This window comes from Nocardiopsis alba, assembly GCF_000710955.1.
In the GTDB taxonomy this organism is placed as follows: domain Bacteria; phylum Actinomycetota; class Actinomycetes; order Streptosporangiales; family Streptosporangiaceae; genus Nocardiopsis; species Nocardiopsis alba.
Genome location: NZ_BAZE01000012.1, coordinates 216246 through 235207, shown reverse-complemented (window position 1 = coordinate 235207; position 18962 = coordinate 216246). Strand labels below are relative to the sequence as shown.

At 72.0% G+C, this 18962-nt stretch carries 18 protein-coding genes; 11 read left to right on the top strand and 7 right to left on the bottom strand.

Features of this window, described 5'->3' with window-relative positions:
• Window positions 1–20 precede the first annotated feature (20 nt).
• The 5 genes from TR33_RS21080 to TR33_RS21060 form a co-directional block, all read right to left on the bottom strand.
• Window positions 21–656, bottom strand: coding sequence for a vitamin K epoxide reductase family protein (locus tag TR33_RS21080; protein ID WP_014908648.1), 636 nt, complete (start codon window positions 654–656; stop codon window positions 21–23).
• On the bottom strand, window positions 653–1336 hold the full coding sequence (locus TR33_RS21075) for a DsbA family protein (protein ID WP_014912845.1): 684 nt from the start codon (window positions 1334–1336) through the stop codon (window positions 653–655). Before TR33_RS21075 ends, TR33_RS21080 begins: the two co-directional genes overlap by 4 nt.
• A gap of 129 nt (window positions 1337–1465) precedes the next feature.
• Window positions 1466–1861, bottom strand: coding sequence for a chalcone isomerase family protein (locus tag TR33_RS21070; protein ID WP_042284889.1), 396 nt, complete (start codon window positions 1859–1861; stop codon window positions 1466–1468).
• Between the two features lie 120 nt (window positions 1862–1981).
• Window positions 1982–3070 carry an amidohydrolase family protein gene (locus tag TR33_RS21065; protein ID WP_014910271.1) on the bottom strand — a complete coding sequence of 363 codons (1089 nt, stop codon included), beginning with the start codon at window positions 3068–3070 and terminating at the stop codon, window positions 1982–1984.
• A gap of 90 nt (window positions 3071–3160) precedes the next feature.
• Window positions 3161–3673 (bottom strand): nucleoside deaminase, encoded by a 513-nt coding sequence (locus tag TR33_RS21060; RefSeq protein ID WP_014912416.1) that lies wholly within the window; start codon window positions 3671–3673, stop codon window positions 3161–3163.
• Between the two features lie 180 nt (window positions 3674–3853).
• Here TR33_RS21060 and TR33_RS21055 point away from each other — a divergent pair, with 180 nt between their 5' ends.
• From TR33_RS21055 to TR33_RS21040, 4 genes are all read left to right on the top strand, one after another.
• Entirely contained in the window at window positions 3854–4516 is a 663-nt protein-coding gene (locus tag TR33_RS21055) for a GntR family transcriptional regulator (RefSeq protein ID WP_014910510.1), read from the top strand.
• Between the two features lie 124 nt (window positions 4517–4640).
• Window positions 4641–5078 carry a PPOX class F420-dependent oxidoreductase gene (locus TR33_RS21050; protein WP_014908183.1) on the top strand — a complete coding sequence of 146 codons (438 nt, stop codon included), beginning with the start codon at window positions 4641–4643 and terminating at the stop codon, window positions 5076–5078.
• Window positions 5079–5171: 93 nt separating this feature from the next.
• Window positions 5172–6563, top strand: coding sequence for an MATE family efflux transporter (locus tag TR33_RS21045; protein WP_042284887.1), 1392 nt, complete (start codon window positions 5172–5174; stop codon window positions 6561–6563).
• 143 nt (window positions 6564–6706) lie between these two features.
• Window positions 6707–7630, top strand: a complete 924-nt coding sequence (locus TR33_RS21040; protein WP_014912344.1) for a universal stress protein — start codon at window positions 6707–6709, stop codon at window positions 7628–7630.
• A gap of 22 nt (window positions 7631–7652) precedes the next feature.
• Here the strand turns inward: TR33_RS21040 and TR33_RS21035 are convergent, their stop codons facing one another.
• A complete protein-coding gene (locus TR33_RS21035) occupies window positions 7653–8252 on the bottom strand; it encodes a GrpB family protein (RefSeq protein ID WP_014911266.1) in 600 nt (199 codons plus the stop codon).
• Window positions 8253–8377: 125 nt separating this feature from the next.
• Here TR33_RS21035 and TR33_RS21030 point away from each other — a divergent pair, with 125 nt between their 5' ends.
• The 6 genes from TR33_RS21030 to TR33_RS21005 all read left to right on the top strand — a co-directional run bounded on the left by TR33_RS21030 (window position 8378) and on the right by TR33_RS21005 (window position 17785).
• A complete protein-coding gene (locus TR33_RS21030) occupies window positions 8378–10855 on the top strand; it encodes a PEP/pyruvate-binding domain-containing protein (RefSeq protein ID WP_014910798.1) in 2478 nt (825 codons plus the stop codon).
• Window positions 10856–10961: 106 nt separating this feature from the next.
• Window positions 10962–12044: a hypothetical protein gene (locus tag TR33_RS21025; protein ID WP_014913585.1), complete on the top strand. Its 1083-nt coding sequence runs from the start codon at window positions 10962–10964 to the stop codon at window positions 12042–12044.
• 272 nt (window positions 12045–12316) lie between these two features.
• On the top strand, window positions 12317–15691 hold the full coding sequence (locus TR33_RS21020) for a pyruvate carboxylase (protein WP_017533854.1): 3375 nt from the start codon (window positions 12317–12319) through the stop codon (window positions 15689–15691).
• A gap of 112 nt (window positions 15692–15803) precedes the next feature.
• On the top strand, window positions 15804–16607 hold the full coding sequence (locus TR33_RS21015) for an SAM-dependent methyltransferase (protein ID WP_014909501.1): 804 nt from the start codon (window positions 15804–15806) through the stop codon (window positions 16605–16607).
• Window positions 16608–16723: 116 nt separating this feature from the next.
• Window positions 16724–17431 carry a PIG-L deacetylase family protein gene (locus TR33_RS21010; RefSeq protein ID WP_042284885.1) on the top strand — a complete coding sequence of 236 codons (708 nt, stop codon included), beginning with the start codon at window positions 16724–16726 and terminating at the stop codon, window positions 17429–17431.
• 153 nt (window positions 17432–17584) lie between these two features.
• A complete protein-coding gene (locus TR33_RS21005) occupies window positions 17585–17785 on the top strand; it encodes a hypothetical protein (RefSeq protein WP_017533852.1) in 201 nt (66 codons plus the stop codon).
• Between the two features lie 10 nt (window positions 17786–17795).
• Here the strand turns inward: TR33_RS21005 and TR33_RS21000 are convergent, their stop codons facing one another.
• Window positions 17796–18059 (bottom strand): hypothetical protein, encoded by a 264-nt coding sequence (locus TR33_RS21000; RefSeq protein WP_234305909.1) that lies wholly within the window; start codon window positions 18057–18059, stop codon window positions 17796–17798.
• Window positions 18060–18114: 55 nt separating this feature from the next.
• Between TR33_RS21000 and TR33_RS20995 the strand changes: the two genes are divergently transcribed.
• Window positions 18115–18960: an NAD-dependent protein deacetylase gene (locus TR33_RS20995; RefSeq protein WP_042284981.1), complete on the top strand. Its 846-nt coding sequence runs from the start codon at window positions 18115–18117 to the stop codon at window positions 18958–18960.
• Window positions 18961–18962 lie beyond the last annotated feature (2 nt).

Here is an 18962-nt window from a genome sequence, read left to right as displayed (position 1 = left end):
GTGGGGCGCCGTGCCCCGGGTCAGATGAGGGTGGTCCAGTAGGTCCAGAACGCCTGGGCGATCGCGACGGTCAACGCCGCCGCCCACAGGCACAGCACGGTGCTGTGGTAGCGCACCAGGACGTCGGTGATCCTGCGGACGCCCGGGGTCGAGGGAAGCCGGCCCTCCCTGACGTTGTGCAGGGTCGTGTACCAGAAGATCGGCGCGGTCACCGCCCACACGACCATGCAGTAGGGGCACAGGGCCCCGATCCGGTACAGGCTCTGGAAGATCAGCCAGTGCACGAAGACCGCGCCGAACAGCGTGCCCGCCTGGAGCCCGAGCCAGAACCATCGGGGCGGGCGGGCCCCGGCGAGCAGGACCACCCCCACCGTGACGACCACGCTGAAGCCGATGATCCCCAGGATCGGGTTGGGGATGCCGAAGGCCTCGGCCTGGGGCGTGGTCATCACGGTGCCGCAGGAGAGCACCGGGTCGATGCTGCACGCGGGCACGTGATCGGGGTCGGCCAGGACCTTGAGCTTCTCGACCAGCAGGGCGGTGGCCGCGACCAGGCCCACCGCTCCGCCCAGGGCCAGCAGCCAGGGCAGCACGCGTCCGATGATCGCCCCGTCCGGACCGGTCGAGGTCCGTTCGGGGGCCTCGATCGGGGTCATTCGCCCAGCCCCGCGTCGATCCTCGACGAGAGCTCCTCGTAGGAGGGCATGCTCGACGTGCGGACACCGTCGACGAAGATCGTCGGGGTCCCCTGGACGCCGAGCTCCACCCCGTCGTCGAAGTCGGCCTGGACCCGGGCCTCGGTCTCCGGCGACTCCATCACCTCGGTGAACTCGTCGACGTCCAGGCCGAGGTCCTCGGCGAAACCGATGAACAGCTCGGCCTGGGACTCCCGGCTCTCGCCCCACTCGGGCTGGGTCTCGAACATGCGGACGTACATCTCGTCGAGGGCGTCCTGCTGGGCGGCGGCCTCGACGGCCGCGGCGGCCGGTCGGGAGTTGGCGTGCCCGGGGAGCGGGAAGTAGCGGATCACGACATCGATCCGTCCCTCGTAGTCCTCCCGGATCCGCTCCATCACGGGGAACTGGGCGTAGCAGGCCTCGCACTCGAAGTCGAGGAACTCCACCACGGTGACCTGGGCGTCCTCGACCCGGTCGAGGTAGCGGCTGTCGTCGCGGACCAGGAGTTCGGCCGAGGCGGTCGGCGGGGCCTCGGGAGCGGAGGGGCGTGGGCCGGAGGCCTCCTCACCGTCCGATCCCGAGTACGCGAACACCCCGAGGGTGATCACGACGGCCAGGATCGCCAGGATGGACAGGCTGATGGTCAGGTTCTTGTTCACGGGTGTCGACTCCACAAGGGGCCGCGCGGCGAGGCGCGGTCCCGGATCACGTTCGGAGGAGGGGGCGGGCCGGAACGTCCGGGCCGCCTGTGGAGCGCGGGGAGCCGGGGGCTCCGCGCGCGACGTGATCTACACCCTTTGGACGCACAGGAAGGTCAACAGACCGTCCGCGCGGTGGAGCGAGGGTTCGCCGGCGCCGGTCCTCGGCGAGGAGGTCTCGTGGGGCGCCTCGAAGAGGTCGAACAGCGCGAGCGCCGGGAAGGGCAGGAGCGGCAGGTTCCAGGAGATCGAGGACTGGATCTGTGGGGGCCCGCAGGGGTGCGAGGTCCGGTCCTCCGTGGTCGCGGAGGCCGCGAGGTCGGTGCCGCCCTCGTCGGCGGCGACCTGGGCGGTCACCGGGACGGCGGCCCTGGCCGGGCCGTCGGTGGGCGCGGTGGCGAAACTGCACGCCAACGACATCAGCACGAACATGCCCAGGAGCACCGCGAGGGTGCCCAGGCGCTTCGCGCGGAGACCGTTGCCCATGCAAGGCACTGTACCGGTGCCCGGATCACGGGTGATTCCGGGTCGCGGAACGCCTTCCGCGAGGTGAGGACGGGCGGGCGGGGCCGGTGCGACACCGCCCCCGCCCTCTCACGGTGCCTCTCAGATCGTCCGTCCGCCGCGGACCACGCGCAGGGGCGCGGGGCGCTCGACGACGAGGCGGGCCGCGTCGGGGACGGCGAACTCGACCCGGTCCGGCGAGCCGGGCCCCTCGTAGCCGAGCACCGCCTCGGCGCCGACGAGCTCGGCGCCGGAGGTGGTGGCCAGCCGCAGGCAGCGTTCGAGCTCGGCGTCGGTACGGGCTCCGGTCCGGTATCCGAGCAGGTGGGCGCGGTCGACCATGCTGCCCGTGCCGAAGGGCGACCAGGAGTCGCGGATGCCGTCGGAGCCGAGCGCGACCCGCACGCCGTGGCGCTCCATCAGGTCGAGGGTGGGGACGGGCGAGTCGCCGAGGGCACAGGTGGCCAGCCACACGCCCGCCTCGGCCATGGCGTCGAGGGTGGCGGGAAGGTCCGGCTCCTCCGTGTCGCACACGGCGAACCCGTGCGCGATGGTCACGCGGCCCCGCATACCGGCGGCGAGCGTCCGACGGGCGATCTCGCGGATCTGCGCGAGCGCGTCGGGCCCCCGGTCGTGCAGGTGGATGTCGAGGTCGCGGCCGTGCTTCTCCGCCAGGGAGAAGATCGCGCCCAGGTGTCCCTCGAGGTCCCCCTCCAGACCCACCGGGTCGATCCCGCCGACGTGGTCGGCGCCCTCGCCCAGGGCCTGTTCCATCAGGTCGAGCGTGCCGGGGTTGGTGAGCATGCCGAACTGCGGGAACGCGACGATCTGTACGTCGAGCACGCCCTTGAGCCGTTCGGCGGCGGCGCGCACCCCGTGGACGTTGCGCAGACCCAGCTCGGAGGAGACGTCGACGTGGGCGCGCATCGCCATGGTGCCGTTGCGCACCGCCCGGTCGAGGATCCGGAAGGCACGTGTCTCCACGTCCTCGTCGGCGGAGAGTTGGGCGGCCAGGTCGGCGGCGATGAGGTCGCTCAGGGAGGAGACGGGTTCACGGCTCAGCCACGTCGATCCCCAGGTCGTCTTGTCGGGGTGGATGTGCGCGTCGACGAACCCCGGCGTGGTGAGCGTCGCCGCGGGTTCCGAGCCGTCGGTCGTGGTGGTGTCGGTGTGGTCGCGATGGGTCGTCATGGTGAGGTCCTGAGTGGTCGGAGGGGCGGGCGCGCCGGTCCACGCGACCGGCGCGCCCGTGAGGTGACGGTGCGGTGGGGGCTCCGCGTCCTACGCGTCGTCTCGGCGCAGCACGACGCGACGCTGGAGTTCCTTGACCTCGTCGGCCAGCTCGGGAGCGGGGCCGGAGACCGGGATCCCGGGGGCCACCCGGGTGATCGGCAGGGGGGCGACCGGCCCGGGGGCGACCCCCCATTCGGTCATCCACTCACCGAGCTGTGCGCCGCTGGTGGCGTAGACGATGCGGCCCAGACCCACCCAGGCGTGGGCGGCGCTGCACATCGGGCAGTGTTCGCCCGAGGTGTAGACGGTGGCGCTCTCGCGCTCCTCGGGGGTCATGTTCTCGGCGGCCCAGCGGGCGATCTCGAATTCGGGGTGCCGGGTGGCGTCACCCCCGGAGACGCGGTTGCGGTCCTCGAAACGCACCGCTCCGTCGGCGTCGACGAGCAGTGATCCGAAGGGTTCGTCCCCGTCCTCCAGGGCCTCGCGGGCCAGGTCCACGCAGCGGCGCAGACGTTCCAGGTCGGTGGCGTCGATCGGCTGTGCCTCGGGTGATGTGCTCATACTCTCACTCTACGATAAATGGTATACCATCCACCGTCCCGGGCCTGGGAGTCGAACTCTCGCCCTGCCATGCGAGCGACACACCGTAGGATGCCGAACGCCTCCCGCCTCCGGCCACGACACGGGCGATGGTCTACCGAATTTGTACCGACTCCGGGTGGCGGTGGGAGGATGGAGGTTGTGGACAGGCCTTCCGATCGCGGATCCGAGGCGGCCCGAGTGGCCGACCACCTCCGCGACGAGATTCTCGACGGCGTACGCGCCCCCGGCAGCAGGCTGGTCGAACGCGACCTCGCCGGCGAGCTGGGCGTCAGCCGTGTCCCCGTCCGGGACGCCCTGAAGACGCTGGTGGCCGAGGGTCTGGTCACCCTGCGCCCACGCACGTGGGCCGTGGTCCGCGAGTTCACCCCGAGCGACATCGCCGACCTGAACGAGGTGCGCGAGGCCTTCGAGGTGCTCACCTTCCGCCTCGCCGCGCAACGGCACACCAGAACGGGGCTGGCCCGACTCCAGAACGCGCTGGAGATCGAACAGGAGGCCGCCGAGCGCGGAGACACCACGGCCGCGCGCCGGGCCGCCGCCGACTTCCACGAGATCGTCACCGACCTGGCGGGCAACCGCCTGCTGGGCGAGGTGGAGCACCTGCTGCGCAGTCGTATGCGGTGGCTGCTGGGCCGGCACGACGATCTGTCGCGGGTCGCGCGCCAGCACGCGCGTCTCTTCGAGGCCATCGCGCACCGCGACGAGGACCTGGTCGCCCACCTGGCCAGGGAACACCTGGTCAGCAGCCGACGCCTGCACGCCGAACACGCCGAGGCCGCGAACGAGGCCGCGGAGACCTGATCCGCCCCCTTCGGGCCGGCCGGGTCGCTCTCACGACGACGGCCGGCGCGGCGAGCCCCGAAGACCTCCTCGCCGGGAGGGGCGATGATGGGGCGAGGAACCCGTCCGCGACGAAGGAGCACCGATGGGGAGCCCCGGAACACCGTTCGACCCGCGCGCCCTGCTCGCCGAGAGCCGACTCGGCGTCCTGGCCACGATCAAGTCCGACGGACGCCCACAACTGTCCCCGGTCATGCCCTTCTACGACCGGGACACCGAGACCCTGTACGTGTCGATGACCGAGGGGCGGGCCAAGACGGTGAACCTGCGCCGCGACCCCTGGGCCGCCCTGGAGACCACCGCCCCCGACGGCCTGGCGTGGGCGACGGCCGAGGGTCCCGTGGCCCTCACCGGGCCTGGCACGGACCCGCGCGGCCCCGAGGTCGAGGCCCTGGTGGACTATTACCGCCGCGCCGCCGGGGAGCACCCGGACTGGGACGAGTACCGGGAGGTGATGGTGTCCGAGCGCAGGGTGCTGATGGCGATGACGGTCGAGCACGTGTACGGCGAGAGCATCCGCTGACCGAGGGTTCGCGGGCGGAGGGGCGAATATCGCTCTCCTCGGAGGGGAAAGCGCGATTTGACATTCGAACGTTCCCGTCGATCGAATGGCGATATGCCCCCCGAATTCGAAAAGAGTTCCCCTCCCCCCGCTTCCTCATCCGATAACCGGAGGAATTCTCCGCCTTTCTCGGAAACGGCACGGGAGATCTCCGGAAAGACCTTTCCCCTCTATCTGTCGATGGTCGCCGGGGTCATCGGGACCCTGGTCACCGCGGCGGTCCTCGGCCACGCGGGAACCGCCTCCCTGGCCGCCTACGCGATGACCGTCGCCGTGTCCAACCCCGCCGTCATGGTGATCCAGGGGGCGTTACGCGGCTCCATGCCCTTCGTCGCCGAGAACGGCGACGACCCCGAGGCCCTCGAAGGCGTCTTCCGCCATTCCCTGTGGCTGGCCCTGTGCGTCGGTGCCCTGGGAGGCGTGCTCGTCGCCGGGGTTCCGTTCCTGGCCGGCCTCATCGGCGTACCCGAGGCGACGGTCGCCGCCTTCGGCCTCTTTCCCGCCCTCATGGCCCTCGCGCTGATGGCCACCTCCCTCCAGACCTGCGCCACCACCCTGCTGATCGCCCTGGGACACTCCCGGGAGGCGATGTGGGTCGGCCTGGTCAACACCGGTCTGTCGGTCGTGCTCATCCCGCTCCTGGTCCTGGGGCCGGGCCCCCTGCCCGCCCTCGGCATGACCGGGGCCGGCGTCGCCATGTGCGGCAACGCGGCTGCGGCCATGGTCACCGCCCACCTGCTGCTGCGCCGCCGTACCGTCCTGGCCGGACGCCGGATCCGCGTGACCTCCCCCGGGTGGGGGGCCGTGTGGCGGATCGCCCGGGTCGGACTGCCGATGGGCTCCACCATGCTCATCAAGTTCGGGGTCCTGGGCCTGACGGCGATGGCCGCCGCCACCGTCGGCGTGGTCGAGGCCGCCGCGCACCAGATCATGGTGACCCTGGTGACCTTCGTCTTCCTGCCCGCCACCGCCGTCGGCCAGGCGACCGTCCCCTTCATGGCCCGGGCCGCCAAGGAGGCCCCGGAGCGGGGCCACGGAGAGGTGCGCCGTGCCCTCCTGGCGGGCGTGGCCGTCGCCCTGCCCGTCGTGGCGGCGAGCGGACTGCTGGTCCTCCTCGTGGCCCGCCCCCTCCTGGGCGTCTTCTCCCCCGACCCTCGGGTGCAGGCCATGGTGATCGCCCTGCTGCCGCTGCTGCTCCTGGTCGTCCTGGCCGACGCCGCCCAGGTCATGCCGGGTATGGGTCTGCTCGCCGTGAAGCGGACGACGCCCACCCTGTACACGTTCGCGCTCTGCTTCGGCGCCCTCGCCCTCGGCGTCTTTCCGGTCGCCGCCGCCGGTGGTCTGGCCTGGCTCTGGGGCGCCTACGCCGTGGCCTGTTCGGGGCTGGTCCTGGGGCAGACCGGAGGGTTCCTACGGGCGACCGCCGCTCGCCCCGCCGAGGCCTGAACTCCGAGGGAGGCCCATGACCGTCCGTTCACCCGCGCGCGGGTGAACGGACCGGGGTGTTCCGGGTACGACCACCTGCGAAGGAGGGCGGAGACCCGGATCGCGCGGGGCGCGCGTCGGACCGCCCATGGTGAGGGGGACCGATGGGTGAGAACGAGAAGGTCGCGCCGAGGGTGACGGTGGGGGTGGACGGCTCCGCGACCGGTGAGCGGGCCCTGGGATGGGCCGCCGCCGAGGCCGAGCGTCGAGGACTCCCCCTCCGGGTGGTCCATGCCCTGGACATGCCTCTGGTGATGTCGGTCTACGCGGGCCCCACGCGCTTCCCCCCGACGGAGGAGATCTCCGACCAGGGCCGACGGGTACTGGACCGCTCCGAGGCGCACGTCCACGAACTCCACCCGGAGCTTGCCGTGGAGACCGTCCTGGCGTCGGAGGACCCCGCCAAGGCCCTGCTGAACCGGATCTCGCCGGACGATCTGCTGGTGACGGGATCCCGAGGCCTGGGCGCGGCCCGCTCCGCCCTGGAATCCTCGGTGAGCGTCCGTCTGGCCGCCAGGGCGGTCTGCCCCGTGGTCGTGGTCCCGCACGGAGAGGGCTCGGTGGCCACTCCCCCGCGCCGGATCGTGGTGGGGGTGGACGGCTCCGAGGATTCGAGGAACGCCCTGGGGTTCGCGCTGCGGGAGGCCGCCCGGGTGGCGAACGGTTCGGTGGTCGTGGTGCACAGCCGGCTGGTGACGCTGCCCTTCGACCCGGCGGAACTGCCCCAGGGCGGGTGGACCCCGCCGGAAGACCTCGTGGACCGGTGGTCGCAGGAGATGGTCGCCGACATGCTCGCCCGAATCCAGGACGAGGAGACCGAGGGCGTGGGGGTGGCCGTCTCACGGGTCGACGCGGACCCGGCCACCGCGCTGATCGAGGCCGGGGAGAGCGCGGACATGATCGTGGTGGGCTCTCGGGGACGCGGCAGCGTGCGGGGGTTGCTGTTGGGCTCGGTGAGCCAGGGGGTCCTGCGCGGGGCGACCGTCCCCGTGGTGGTCCTGCCCCGCGCCGCCGTGAGAAGGCGCTGAGTCCGCCTCCCGTTCCCGAGTGTCAGAGGAGCCCGTGCTCGGCGAAGATCCGGTCGTAGATCCGCCGGATCACGGGCTCCTTGCGCCGGTTGTAGTCCATGACGATCCCGCCCTCCTCCGTGGTGGCCGCGGCCGCCGCGAGCTTGGCGTCCCGATAGAGGGCCAGGTCCTCGGGGTGGGAGGCGAGGTGGTCGCGGAACATGCGGTGCCGGACGAGTTCGGGGCAGTCCGGGCCGAACACGTGCAGGTTGGCGGCCGGAGAGGCCAGCGTGAGCAGGCGGTGCTCGTGCCAGAGCGGTTCGCGCACCGTGAGGACGAAACCGCGCGCCTCCAGGTCGGGCACGTAGGAGTCCTCGTCGGCGGGGTCGTCGACGGTGAGGTCGACGTCGATGATCGGTTTGGCCGGCAGCCCGAGGACCGCGGTCGAACCGACGTGTTCGATGTCCTTCACCCGATCGCCGAGCGCGGAACGGACCAGCGCGGCCACCTGGAAGAACCATACGGCCCACTCGGGGTCGTGGTCGACCACGTGGATCGGCTCGGGATCGGGGCGTCCCCGCACCCAGACGTCGTCATCGGACGGGGCCTCGTGGTGACGGGTGATCTCCTCGCGTGACGGCATGACCCCAGACTAACCATGGGTGAGCGCGGGCGTTCTTCTGGGAAGACTCCTCCATGGACGCGCCCCGGCCGAGCCACGCCACGGAGCCGCCCGCGACGACCGGTACCTCGTGGAAGGGCCCTCCGATGGACAGGGAAGCCGTCACCGTCATCGACCTCGCCGACGTGCGTCGGGACATGGGGACACTGGTCGGGGGCAAGGCCGCGAATCTGGGGGAGATGATCGCGGCCGGTGAACGGGTCCCACCGGGGTTCTGCGTCACCACCGCGGCCTTCGACACCGAAGAGGTGCCCGCCGAGGAGATCGTCCGGGCCTACGGCCGGATGGGACGCGGCCCGGTCGCGGTGCGCTCCAGCGCCACCGCCGAGGACCTGCCCGACGCCAGCTTCGCCGGACAGCAGGACACCTACCTGAACGTCGAGGGCGATGACGCCGTCGTGGACGCCGTCCGACGCTGTCGGGACTCCCTCGACAACGAGCGCGCCGTCTCCTACCGCAGGGCCAACGGCATCGACCGGGCCGACGTGCGCATGGCGGTCGTGGTCCAGAAGATGGTGGACGCCGCCACGGCCGGCGTCATGTTCACCGCCGACCCGCTCACCGGAACCCGGACCCGGACCGTGGTGGACGCGGTCCGCGGCCTGGGCACCGGGGTCGTCGACGGCTCGACCGAACCGGACCACTACGCCGCCGAGGACGGACGCCCGGTCGGCGACGTCGAAGGTTGCCTCACCGGGGCCCAGGTCACCGAACTGGCCGCGGCCGGACGCCGACTCCAGGAGCACTTCGACGCGCCCCAGGACGCCGAATGGGCCTACGACCGCGAGGGGGACCTGTGGCTGCTCCAGTCCCGCCCCATCACCACGCTCTTCCCCGTCCCGCCCCAGGACCCGCCCGACCCGCCCCGCCTGTACATGGAGGTGGGGCACATGCAGGGCATGCTGCGCCCCTTCACCCCCATGGGGCTGACCCTGCTCCAAGAGGTGTGGGTCCGCTGGTGGTCGATCGAAGGGATGGGCGACGCCCCTCGGAGCTCCTCCTCCCTGATGGTCGACATCGGGCGCCGGCTCTACATCGACCTCACACCGTTCCTGCGCAACCGGTGGCTGCACGCGAGGGTGCCGGCGGGCCTCGAGGTGTACGGTCCGCACATCCGTCGGGCGGTGGAACACCTGCTGGACGACCCGCGCTTCTCCCCCCGCCCCGGCTCGCCGTTCTCGGGGCGGACCGTGACCTCCCTGGCCCGCACCCTGATCCCCGCCGCCCTGGTCGGGGTCGGGCGTTCTCTACTCCGGCCCACCGATGCCCGGGCCCGCGCCCACGCCGCGGTCGCCCGCCTGCGCACGATGCGGGGTCCCGGTCCCGGGGCCGACGCTCGGGAACGGCTGGACTGGATCCTGGGCGAGGCCTTCTCCCGAATGCTCGGCGACGAGCTCATGGAGACGATCGGTCCGGTGTTCGCCGGGATCCTGGCCAATACGATCCCGGCCGCCCTGCTCTCCGGTATCGCCTCGAAGAAGGAGACCGACACCGTCCTGGGCGGCCTGCCCCACAACGTGACCACGGAGATGGACCTGGAGCTGTGGCGGGTCACCCTGCGGGCCCGGGGGCACGGCGACCTGTTCTCCCGGACGCCTCCGGAGGAGCTCGCCGCCCGCTACGCGGCCGGAGAACTGCCCGACATCGGCCTGGAGGGTTTCCTCGACGCCTACGGGCATCGGACCGCCGCCGAGGTGGACATCGGGGTGCCCCGGTGGCGGGAGGATCCCGCGCCCGTCTTCGCCACGATCGCCAACTATCTGCGTTCGACCGACCCGGACCAGGCCCCGGACCTGCGCTTCCAGCGGGCGGCGGCCGCGGCCGAGGCCGAACTCACGAGGCTCTCCGCGCGCGCGGAACGGCTCCGCCCGGTGCGCGGCCGGATCGCCGCCTTCCTCATGCGCCGCTCCCGCGAGCTGGGCGGCATGCGGGAGTACGCCAAGTTCGCCTGGCTGGTGCCCTTCGCCGAGATGCGTCGACAGCTCCTCCTGGCCGGGGAGGATCTGGCCTCACGAGGGTTGTTGGAGCGCGCCGACGACCTCTTCTTCCTGGAGGTCGACGAGGCACGGGCGACCGTCGCCGAGGGTCTCGACCGTCGTGCGCTGGTGGCCGAACGTCGCCGCTTCCACCTGCGTGAACTGCGCAGGAAGAGTGTTCCCGGCGCCCTGTTGACCGACGGCACCGACGTGGTCGCCACCCTGCCGCCCCCACCGGTGGAGGCCGGAGGGCTGGCCGGGGCCCCGGCCTCTCCGGGGCGGGCCGAGGGCCGGGCCCGGGTCGTGGTGGACCCCATGGGCGCGCGGGTGGAGCCCGGGGAGATCCTCGTGGCACCGACCACCGACCCCGGTTGGACCCCGCTGTTCATGACCGCCGCCGGCCTGGTGAGCGACACCGGATCGCCGATCGCGCACGGCCCCACCGTCGCCCGCGAGTACGGCATCCCGGCGGTGATCTGCGTGCGCGACGCCACCGAGGCGATCCACACCGGCGACCTGCTGCGGATCGACGGCACCGAGGGCACCGTCGTCATCGTGGAGCGCGCCGAACCCCGCCCACCGGAGTAGGGCCGGTTCCGGTCAGGGGCGTCGGGAACCGCGAACCCGTCGGTAACGTCGAACGGTGCGGGCGGCGTCACCCGCCCATCCCCCGAATCCGACCAGAAGAGGATCCGTGTCGACCCACACCCACGGACCGGAGGACCCCGGGACGGACGCCCCCGTCGCCGCGGCCGAACCCGCGAACTCCGAGGCCTCCACACCGCCCGTCGCGCCCACCCCCGTATCGATCCCGAAGACGCTCCTGTGGTGGGGGCACGGCCTGCTCAGGGTCGTGGTCTTCGGCTATCTGATGATCTACGGGTGGAGCAAGCTGACCCTGATGCAGATGGGCGGCCTCGACTACAGCGCGGCGCTCTACGCCTTCGGTGAGAAGAGCCCCATGGGTCTCCTGTGGTCCTTCGTCGCCTACGCGCCCGTCTTCCAGTTCCTCTCCGGGCTGGTCGAGGTCCTGGCGGGGGTCCTGCTCATCTGGCGGCGCACCTCCTGGCTGGGCGGTCTGCTCGGGAGCTTCGCCATGGGCGCCGTTCTGCTGCTGAACCTCCTCTACGACGTCCCGGTCAAACAGCTCGCCCTCTTCCTGCTCATCGCCTGCGCGCTCATCCTGCTGCCGGACCTGCCGCGCCTGTACGCCTTCGTCCTGGGCCGCGCGACGCCTCCGGCCTCGATCCCCCGCCCCGTTCCGTGGCCGAGGGTGCACGCCGTCACCCGGTGGATCTTCTCCTCGCTCGCGGTGCTGATCGCGCTGAGCCCGCTCCTCGTGTTCCAGGAGATGGCCCCCCGGAGCGAGGAGACCCCGCTGTCCGGCGTCCACCGGGTGGTCGAGGACACCGCCGAACCCGCCGCGCTGCTCGTGGAGGACGGGCGCTGGCGAGAGGTCGCCTTCGGCCGGTACGTCCTGCGGGAGGAGACCCGCTCGATGACCCTCCGCCTGGCCAACGGTGTCCTTCACGAGGGTCGGTATCGGCACATCGGCGACGATGAGATCGAGGTCTCCCTGAACCCGGCCCTGGAGGGCGACCGTCCTCTGGCACAGGAGGCCGAGGAGACCTTCGTCCTCACCTGGACGGCCCTGGACGACGGGCGTATCCACCTCGTGGGCGAGGGGCTGGACCTGGTCATCGAGTCCGACCCCGAGCTGCGCTACCTCTACGACCGCGGGTTCTCCTGGGCCCCGGGGCCGCCCATCAACCGGTAGGACGTTCGACGCCGTGCGGGCGGGCCGCCCGCACGGCGTTCCGGGCGCTTCTCAGCGGAAAACCCAAGAGAACAAACCTTTTTCTTTCCATAATCGGAAATGCCTCTTCGTATTTCCTGAAAAGAACCCGCCTTAAGCCCACCCCAAGGGGAAATAGGTGGGTTCCGGATCGTTAGGGTTCCGATGACCCTGGTCGAGCGTGCGACAAGTGGACGACGGTGCCGTACGACCGACGAACCGGCGGCACCGCACGAGTTCAGGAGGCATCCGGCATGTTCCAGAAGGTACTGGTGGCCAACCGCGGCGAGATCGCGATCCGTGCCCTGCGCGCGGGTCACGAACTGGGGGCCAGGACCGTCGCGGTCTTCCCCCACGAGGACCGCAACTCCCTCCACCGGCTCAAGGCCGACGAGGCCTATCAGATCGGGGAGCCGGGGCATCCGGTCCGCGCCTACCTCTCGGCCGAGGAGATCGTGCGCGCCGCCGTGGAGTCCGGGGCCGACGCCGTCTACCCCGGTTACGGCTTCCTCTCCGAGAACCCGGGGCTGGCCCGGGCGTGCGCGGAGGCGGGCATCACCTTCGTCGGGCCGCCCGCCGAGGTCCTGGAACTGACCGGCGACAAGACCGGGGCCATCGCCGCGGCCCGGAGAGCCGGGATCCCGGTCCTGGACTCCTCCGACCCCTCCACCGACCTCGACGCCCTGGTGGCCGCCTCCTCCGAGATCGGTTTCCCCCTCTTCGTCAAGGCCGTGGCCGGAGGCGGCGGCCGCGGCATGCGCCGGGTCGACTCCCCCGGAACCCTGCGGGCGTCGATCGAGGCCGCCATGCGCGAGGCGGAGACGGCCTTCGGCGACCCGACGGTCTTCCTGGAGCGGGCCGTGGTCGACCCCCGCCACATCGAGGTGCAGATCCTCGCCGACGGTCGGGGCGAGGTCATCCACCTGTACGAACGGGACTGTTCGGTCCAGCGGCGCCACCAGAAGGTCGTGGAGCTGGCCCCGGCCCCCGGGCTGGACCCCGAACTCCGCGAACGCATGTGCCGGGACGCGGTGCGCCTGGCCGAGGAGATCGGCTACCGCAACGCCGGCACGGTGGAGTTCCTGGTCGGCCGGGACGGCCGGCACGTGTTCATCGAGATGAACCCCCGCATCCAGGTGGAGCACACCGTCACCGAGGAGGTCACCGACGTCGACCTCGTGCAGGCCCAGATCCGGATCGCCGCCGGGGAGAGCCTGGCCGACCTGGGTCTGTCCCAGGAGGACATCGTCGTGCACGGCGCCGCCCTCCAGTGCCGGATCACCACCGAGGACCCCGCCGACGGCTTCCGTCCCGACACCGGGACGATCAGCGCCTACCGCTCCCCCGGCGGCTCGGGCATCCGGCTGGACGGCGGGACCGCCGCGGCCGGTTCGGAGGTCAGCGCCTACTTCGACTCCCTCCTGGTCAAGCTCACCTGTCGAGGCCGCGACTTCGACACCGCGGTCCGGCGGGCCCGTCGCGCCGTGGCCGAGTTCCGCATCCGGGGCATCTCCACCAACATCCCCTTCCTCCAGGCGGTACTGGAGGACGAGGACTTCCGGGCCGGCCGGGCCACCACCTCCTTCATCGAGGAACGCCCCCACCTGCTCACGGCCCGCCCCTCCGCGGACCGGGGCACCCGACTGCTCACCTACCTGGCCGACGTGACGGTGAACGAGCCGCACGGCCCGCGCCCCTCGTTGATCGACCCCGCCACCAAGCTCCCCGACGTCCCCCAGGGCACACCGCCCGCCGGTTCCAAGCAGCTCCTGGACGAGCTGGGGCCGGAGGGGTTCGCCCGTCACCTGCGCGAGTCCCCCACCCTGGGGGTCACCGACACCACCTTCCGCGACGCCCACCAGTCCCTGCTCGCCACCCGGGTCCGGACCCGCGACCTGCTCGCCGCCGCCCCCGCCGTCGCCCACACCCTGCCCGAACTGCTCTCCCTGGAGTGCTGGGGCGGGGCCACCTACGACGTGGCGCTGCGCTTCCTCGCCGAGGACCCGTGGGACCGGCTGGCGGCGCTGCGCGAGGCGGTGCCCAACATCTGTCTCCAGATGCTGCTGCGCGGCCGTAACACGGTCGGCTACACGCCCTACCCCACCGAGGTGACCGACGCCTTCGTCCGCCAGGCCGCGGCGACCGGTGTGGACGTGTTCCGGATCTTCGACGCCCTCAACGACGTCGACCAGATGCGGCCCGCCATCGACGCGGTGCGGGAGACCGGCACCGGGGTCGCCGAGGTCGCCCTGTGCTACACGGCCGACCTGTCCGACCCCTCCGAGCGGCTGTACACCCTCGACTACTACCTGAGGCTGGCCGAGCGGATCGTGGACGCGGGCGCGCACGTGCTCGCGATCAAGGACATGGCCGGTCTGTTGCGCGCCCCGGCGGCCCGACGCCTGGTCACGGCGTTGCGGCAGGAGTTCGACCTGCCCGTCCACGTGCACACCCACGACACCGCGGGCGGTCAGCTCGCCACCTACCTCTCGGCGGTCCAGGCGGGCGCGGACGCGGTGGACGGGGCGGTGGCGTCGATGTCGGGCACCACGTCGCAGCCGTCCCTGTCGGCGATCGTGGCCGCCTTCGACCACTCCGAGACCCCGACCGGGCTGTCCCTGGACGCGGTCAACGAGCTCGAACCGTACTGGGAGGCGGTCCGCCGCGTCTACGCGCCCTTCGAGGCGGGCCTGGCCTCGCCCACCGGGCGGGTCTACCACCACGAGATCCCCGGCGGCCAGCTCTCCAACCTGCGCACCCAGGCGATCGCGTTGGGGTTGGGCGACCGTTTCGAGGAGATCGAGGCGATGTACGCGGCGGCCGACCGCATGCTGGGCCGCCTGGTGAAGGTGACGCCCTCCTCCAAGGTGGTGGGGGACCTGGCCCTGCACCTGGTGGGGGCTGGGGTGTCCCCGGAGAAGTTCGAGGAGGCCCCGGACCGGTTCGACGTCCCCGACTCGGTGGTGGGCTTCCTCCACGGCGAGCTGGGGGTCCCCCCGGGCGAGTGGCCCGAACCGTTCCGGACCAAGGCGCTGCGCGGACGCGGCGGACCCAGGGAGACGGCGGAGCTGAGCGAGACCGACCGCGCCGGTCTGGTCGAGGAGCCCCGGTCGACCCTGAACCGACTGCTGTTCGCGGGCCCGACCAGGGAGTTCGAGGCGCACCGCGCGTCCTACGGCGACACCAGCGTGCTCGACAGCCGGGACTTCTTCTACGGGCTCCAGGAGGGCGAGGAGCACGTCGTCGACCTGGAGCCGGGCGTGCGTCTGCTCATCGGGCTCCAGGCGGTGAGCGAGCCGGACGAGCGCGGCATGCGCACCGTGATGACCACGCTCAACGACCAGCTGCGTCCGCTGCACATCCGGGACCGGTCGCTGACCTCCAACGTGAGCGAGGCGGAGAAGGCCGACCGTGACGATCCCTCGCAGGTGGCGGCGCCCTTCGCCGGGGTGGTCACGCCGGTGGTGTCCGAGGGCGACGTGGTCGGCGCGGGCGACACCGTCGCCACCATCGAGGCGATGAAGATGGAGGCCTCGATCACCGCGCCCCGCGACGGTGTGATCGCCCGGGTGGCGATCGACGGGGTCCGTCGCGTCGAGGGCGGCGACCTGATCGTCCGGTTGGGCTGATCCCTCGCCGGTGTCCCGGGGCCTCTCCCCCGGGACACCGGGACCTTCGGGGCTTTCGCGCGAGGCGGATCCACGCCAGACTGGCCTCCCCCTCGTTCCGGAACGGATCCCCATGGACCACACCTCCACAGTCCCCGAAGGCGTCGACGTCACCGCCCCGCACTCGGCGCGGGTGTGGAACCACTGGCTCGGCGGCAAGGACAACTATCCGGTCGATCGCGCGCTCGGCGACCAGATCCTGGCCATCCACCCCAAGATCGCCGTCGACGCGCGCGCCGGTCGGGCCTTCCTCGGCCGGGCCGTCACCCATCTGGTCCGGGAGGAGGGCGTGCGCCGGTTCCTGGACATCGGCACGGGGCTGCCCACCCAGCAGAACACCCACGAGATCGCGCAGGCCTCCGCGCCCGAATCCCGGGTGGTCTACGTCGACAACGACCCCATGGTGCTCGCCCACGCCCGCGCCCTGCTGGACGGAACCCCCGAGGGGGCCACCGAGTTCGTCGACGCCGACCTCCGCGACACCGGACGGATCCTGGCCGAGGTCGAGGCGCTCCTCGGGCTCGACCGGCCGATCGGGGTGTCGATCATCGGAACCCTGGGACATGTGCCCACGTTGGAGGAGGCGCGCGAGATCGTCCATGCCTACATGGACGCCCTGCCCTCCGGGAGTCTGCTGATGGTGGCCGACGCGGTCCTGCCCGAGCGGGGGAGCGCGATGGAGGCCCTGGACGAGTGGAACAAGGAGGCCGCCCTGGCCTACCGGGGCCACACGCGAGAGGGGTTCGCCTCCTACTTCGAGGGGCTGGACCTGCTCGATCCCGGTGTGGTCCCCTGCCCCTCGTGGCGCCCCGACCCCCTGGACCTCGGCACCGCCCCGGACACCGACATGTACGCCGCCGTGGCCCGCAAACCCTGAGCCGGCAGGGCCCGTCCCCGACGTGACGGAAAACCGGAGGCGCGAAGGGAGCCGGGGTCCGTAATGTGGGTATGGACCCGGTCCCGCGGGTCCTCCCATGATGGAAGGAGCCCGCCTTGACCGACACACCCGAACGCGCCCTGGTGGTCATGGCCCACCCCGACGACGCCGACTTCTCCTGCGCCGGCACGGTCGCCCTGTGGACCGACGCCGGTACCGAGGTGGTGTACCTGATGGTCACCGACGGCGAGGCCGGCGGGGACGAGCTGACCCTGGACAGCGCGGAGATCGGGGCCATGCGGCGTGAGGAGCAGAGACGGGCCGCCGCCGAGGTGGGGGTGAAGGACGTACGCTTCCTCGGGTATCCGGACGGTCGCGTGGAGGCCACGTTGGACCTGCGCCGCGACATCTCCCGGGTGATCCGCCAGGTCCGCCCCCAGCGCGTGATCATCCCCTCCCCGGAGCGCGACTGGGACAGCGTCGCCGCCAGCCACCCCGACCACATGGCCACCGGCGAGGCCGCGATGAACGCGGTCTTCCCGGACGCGCGCAACCCGCACGCGCACCGGGAGCTGCTCGCCGAGGAGGGGCTGGCCCCGTGGACCGTCTCCGAGGTGTGGGTCATCGGCGGCCCCGGGCACCACACGGACATCACGGAGGTCTTCGAGCGGAAGGTGGCCGCGCTGGCCGCGCACGAGAGCCAGATCTCCGACATCGCCGAACTCGAACCCATGCTGCGCGAGTGGATGGGTGCCAACGCGGCCGGGGCGGGCCTTCCCGAGGGCTCCCTGGCCGAGGTGTTCAGGGTCGTGAACACCGCCTGAGCCGGGCGGCGGACCCGAGGCGAGACCGGGTCCGCCGTTCCGTTCCCTCGGTGCCACCCTGGCCATCACATACCCCCATGGGGTATCTTTCGGCCCAGGGTTCCTCACCGAGGGGCCGGAGCCACCGCACGCGAGGGAAGGTCGGGGATCCCGATGAACGACCGACACCGGACACTGGCGCGTATCGCCCTGGCCGGGGCGCTCGCCGCGGCCCACGAGGCGCTGCGCTCGGCGCCCTCCCCGGGGGAGGGCGCGCACGACCGGGATCGTCTCCTGGCCACCGCCCGCTGCCTGGTCGACTGCCTGCGCCAGGGCGATGGAGGACGGAGCACGGAAGCGGTCTGCCGAGGCTGACCCCTCCGTCTCACCCCCTCCCGGAGGTCGCCCGCCAGAGGGCGACCGTCTGACCGAGGGCCAGGCCGGTGACGGCCACCGCGTAGCCCGCCCACACCAGGACCGGGCCGCCGAGCCCGGCCAGGGGGAAGGCCGCGCACACCAGCGCTCCGTAACAGAACGCGAAGACGTACAGGGACGGCATCGTCCGGCGCAGGGCCACCAGCCCCATCCCGGAGACCACCTGGACGTTGTCTGCCGCCGCGCCTGCGGAGGTCGATGATCGGCCGGCCACCAAGGCAAGGAGAAACAAGGAAGGGGGCGTGTCGGCGACCGCCTATCCTCGAACCGTGACCGAGACACGTGAGGCGCTCGGAGCGGTCGAGGCCGCGGCCCGGATCGTCGAGGTCCTCGGGGCGGGCCCCACGACCGTGCTGACCGGCGCGGGGATCTCGACCGACTCGGGGATCCCCGACTACCGAGGGCCCGGCTCCCCGCCGCGCAGACCCATGACCTACCAGGAGTTCGTCGGCGACGCGGCGTTCCGACGGCACTACTGGGCCCGCAACCACATCGGGCTGCGGCATATGACACGTACCCGACCCAACGACGGCCATCTCGCCCTGGCCGAGCTCCAACGGGCCGGGGCCGTGGGCGGGATCATCACCCAGAACGTGGACACCCTGCACGAGGCGGCGGGCAGCAGCCCGGTCATCGACCTGCACGGCCGCCACGACCGGGTCGTCTGCCTGGACTGCCGGACGGTGAGCGACCGAGCGGCGTTGGCCGAACGCCTGGAGGAGCTCAACCCGGGGTTCGCCGACGAGGTGGACGACGTGGAGATCGCCCCGGACGCGGACGCCGTCCTCGCCCGGACCGAGCACTTCCGGGTGGCCGACTGCGCCGACTGCGGCGGGATGCTCAAGCCCGACATCGTGTACTTCGGGGAGAACGTCCCCAAGCCCCGGGTCCTGGAGGCCTACGCGATGGTCGAGGCGGCGCGGGCCCTGCTGGTCGTGGGATCGTCGCTGACCGTCTTCTCCGGCCGCAGGTTCGTCAAGCGCGCCATCGAACTGGGCCGACCGGTGGTGATCCTCAACCGCGGGGAGACCCGCTGCGACGACCTCGCGACCCTGACCGTCGACCAGGGCTGTTCCGAGGTCCTGCGCGCCCTGGCCGAGGCCCGCCGCCCCTGAGG

Excerpts from the sequence above, each read along its gene's own strand:
- TR33_RS21060 (WP_014912416.1), bottom strand. The coding sequence starts at position 3,673 with ATGAGCACATCACCCGAGGCACAGCCGATCGACGCCACCGACCTGGAA.
- TR33_RS21005 (WP_017533852.1), top strand. The coding sequence starts at position 17,585 with ATGAACGACCGACACCGGACACTGGCGCGTATCGCCCTGGCCGGGGCG.
- TR33_RS21045 (WP_042284887.1), top strand. The coding sequence starts at position 5,172 with ATGCCCCCCGAATTCGAAAAGAGTTCCCCTCCCCCCGCTTCCTCATCC.
- TR33_RS21020 (WP_017533854.1), top strand. The coding sequence starts at position 12,317 with ATGTTCCAGAAGGTACTGGTGGCCAACCGCGGCGAGATCGCGATCCGT.
- TR33_RS21050 (WP_014908183.1), top strand. The coding sequence starts at position 4,641 with ATGGGGAGCCCCGGAACACCGTTCGACCCGCGCGCCCTGCTCGCCGAG.
- TR33_RS21070 (WP_042284889.1), bottom strand. The coding sequence starts at position 1,861 with ATGGGCAACGGTCTCCGCGCGAAGCGCCTGGGCACCCTCGCGGTGCTC.
- TR33_RS21035 (WP_014911266.1), bottom strand. The coding sequence starts at position 8,252 with ATGCCGTCACGCGAGGAGATCACCCGTCACCACGAGGCCCCGTCCGAT.
- TR33_RS21015 (WP_014909501.1), top strand. The coding sequence starts at position 15,804 with ATGGACCACACCTCCACAGTCCCCGAAGGCGTCGACGTCACCGCCCCG.
- TR33_RS21040 (WP_014912344.1), top strand. The coding sequence starts at position 6,707 with ATGGGTGAGAACGAGAAGGTCGCGCCGAGGGTGACGGTGGGGGTGGAC.
- TR33_RS21030 (WP_014910798.1), top strand. The coding sequence starts at position 8,378 with ATGGACAGGGAAGCCGTCACCGTCATCGACCTCGCCGACGTGCGTCGG.
- TR33_RS21065 (WP_014910271.1), bottom strand. The coding sequence starts at position 3,070 with ATGACGACCCATCGCGACCACACCGACACCACCACGACCGACGGCTCG.
- TR33_RS21080 (WP_014908648.1), bottom strand. The coding sequence starts at position 656 with ATGACCCCGATCGAGGCCCCCGAACGGACCTCGACCGGTCCGGACGGG.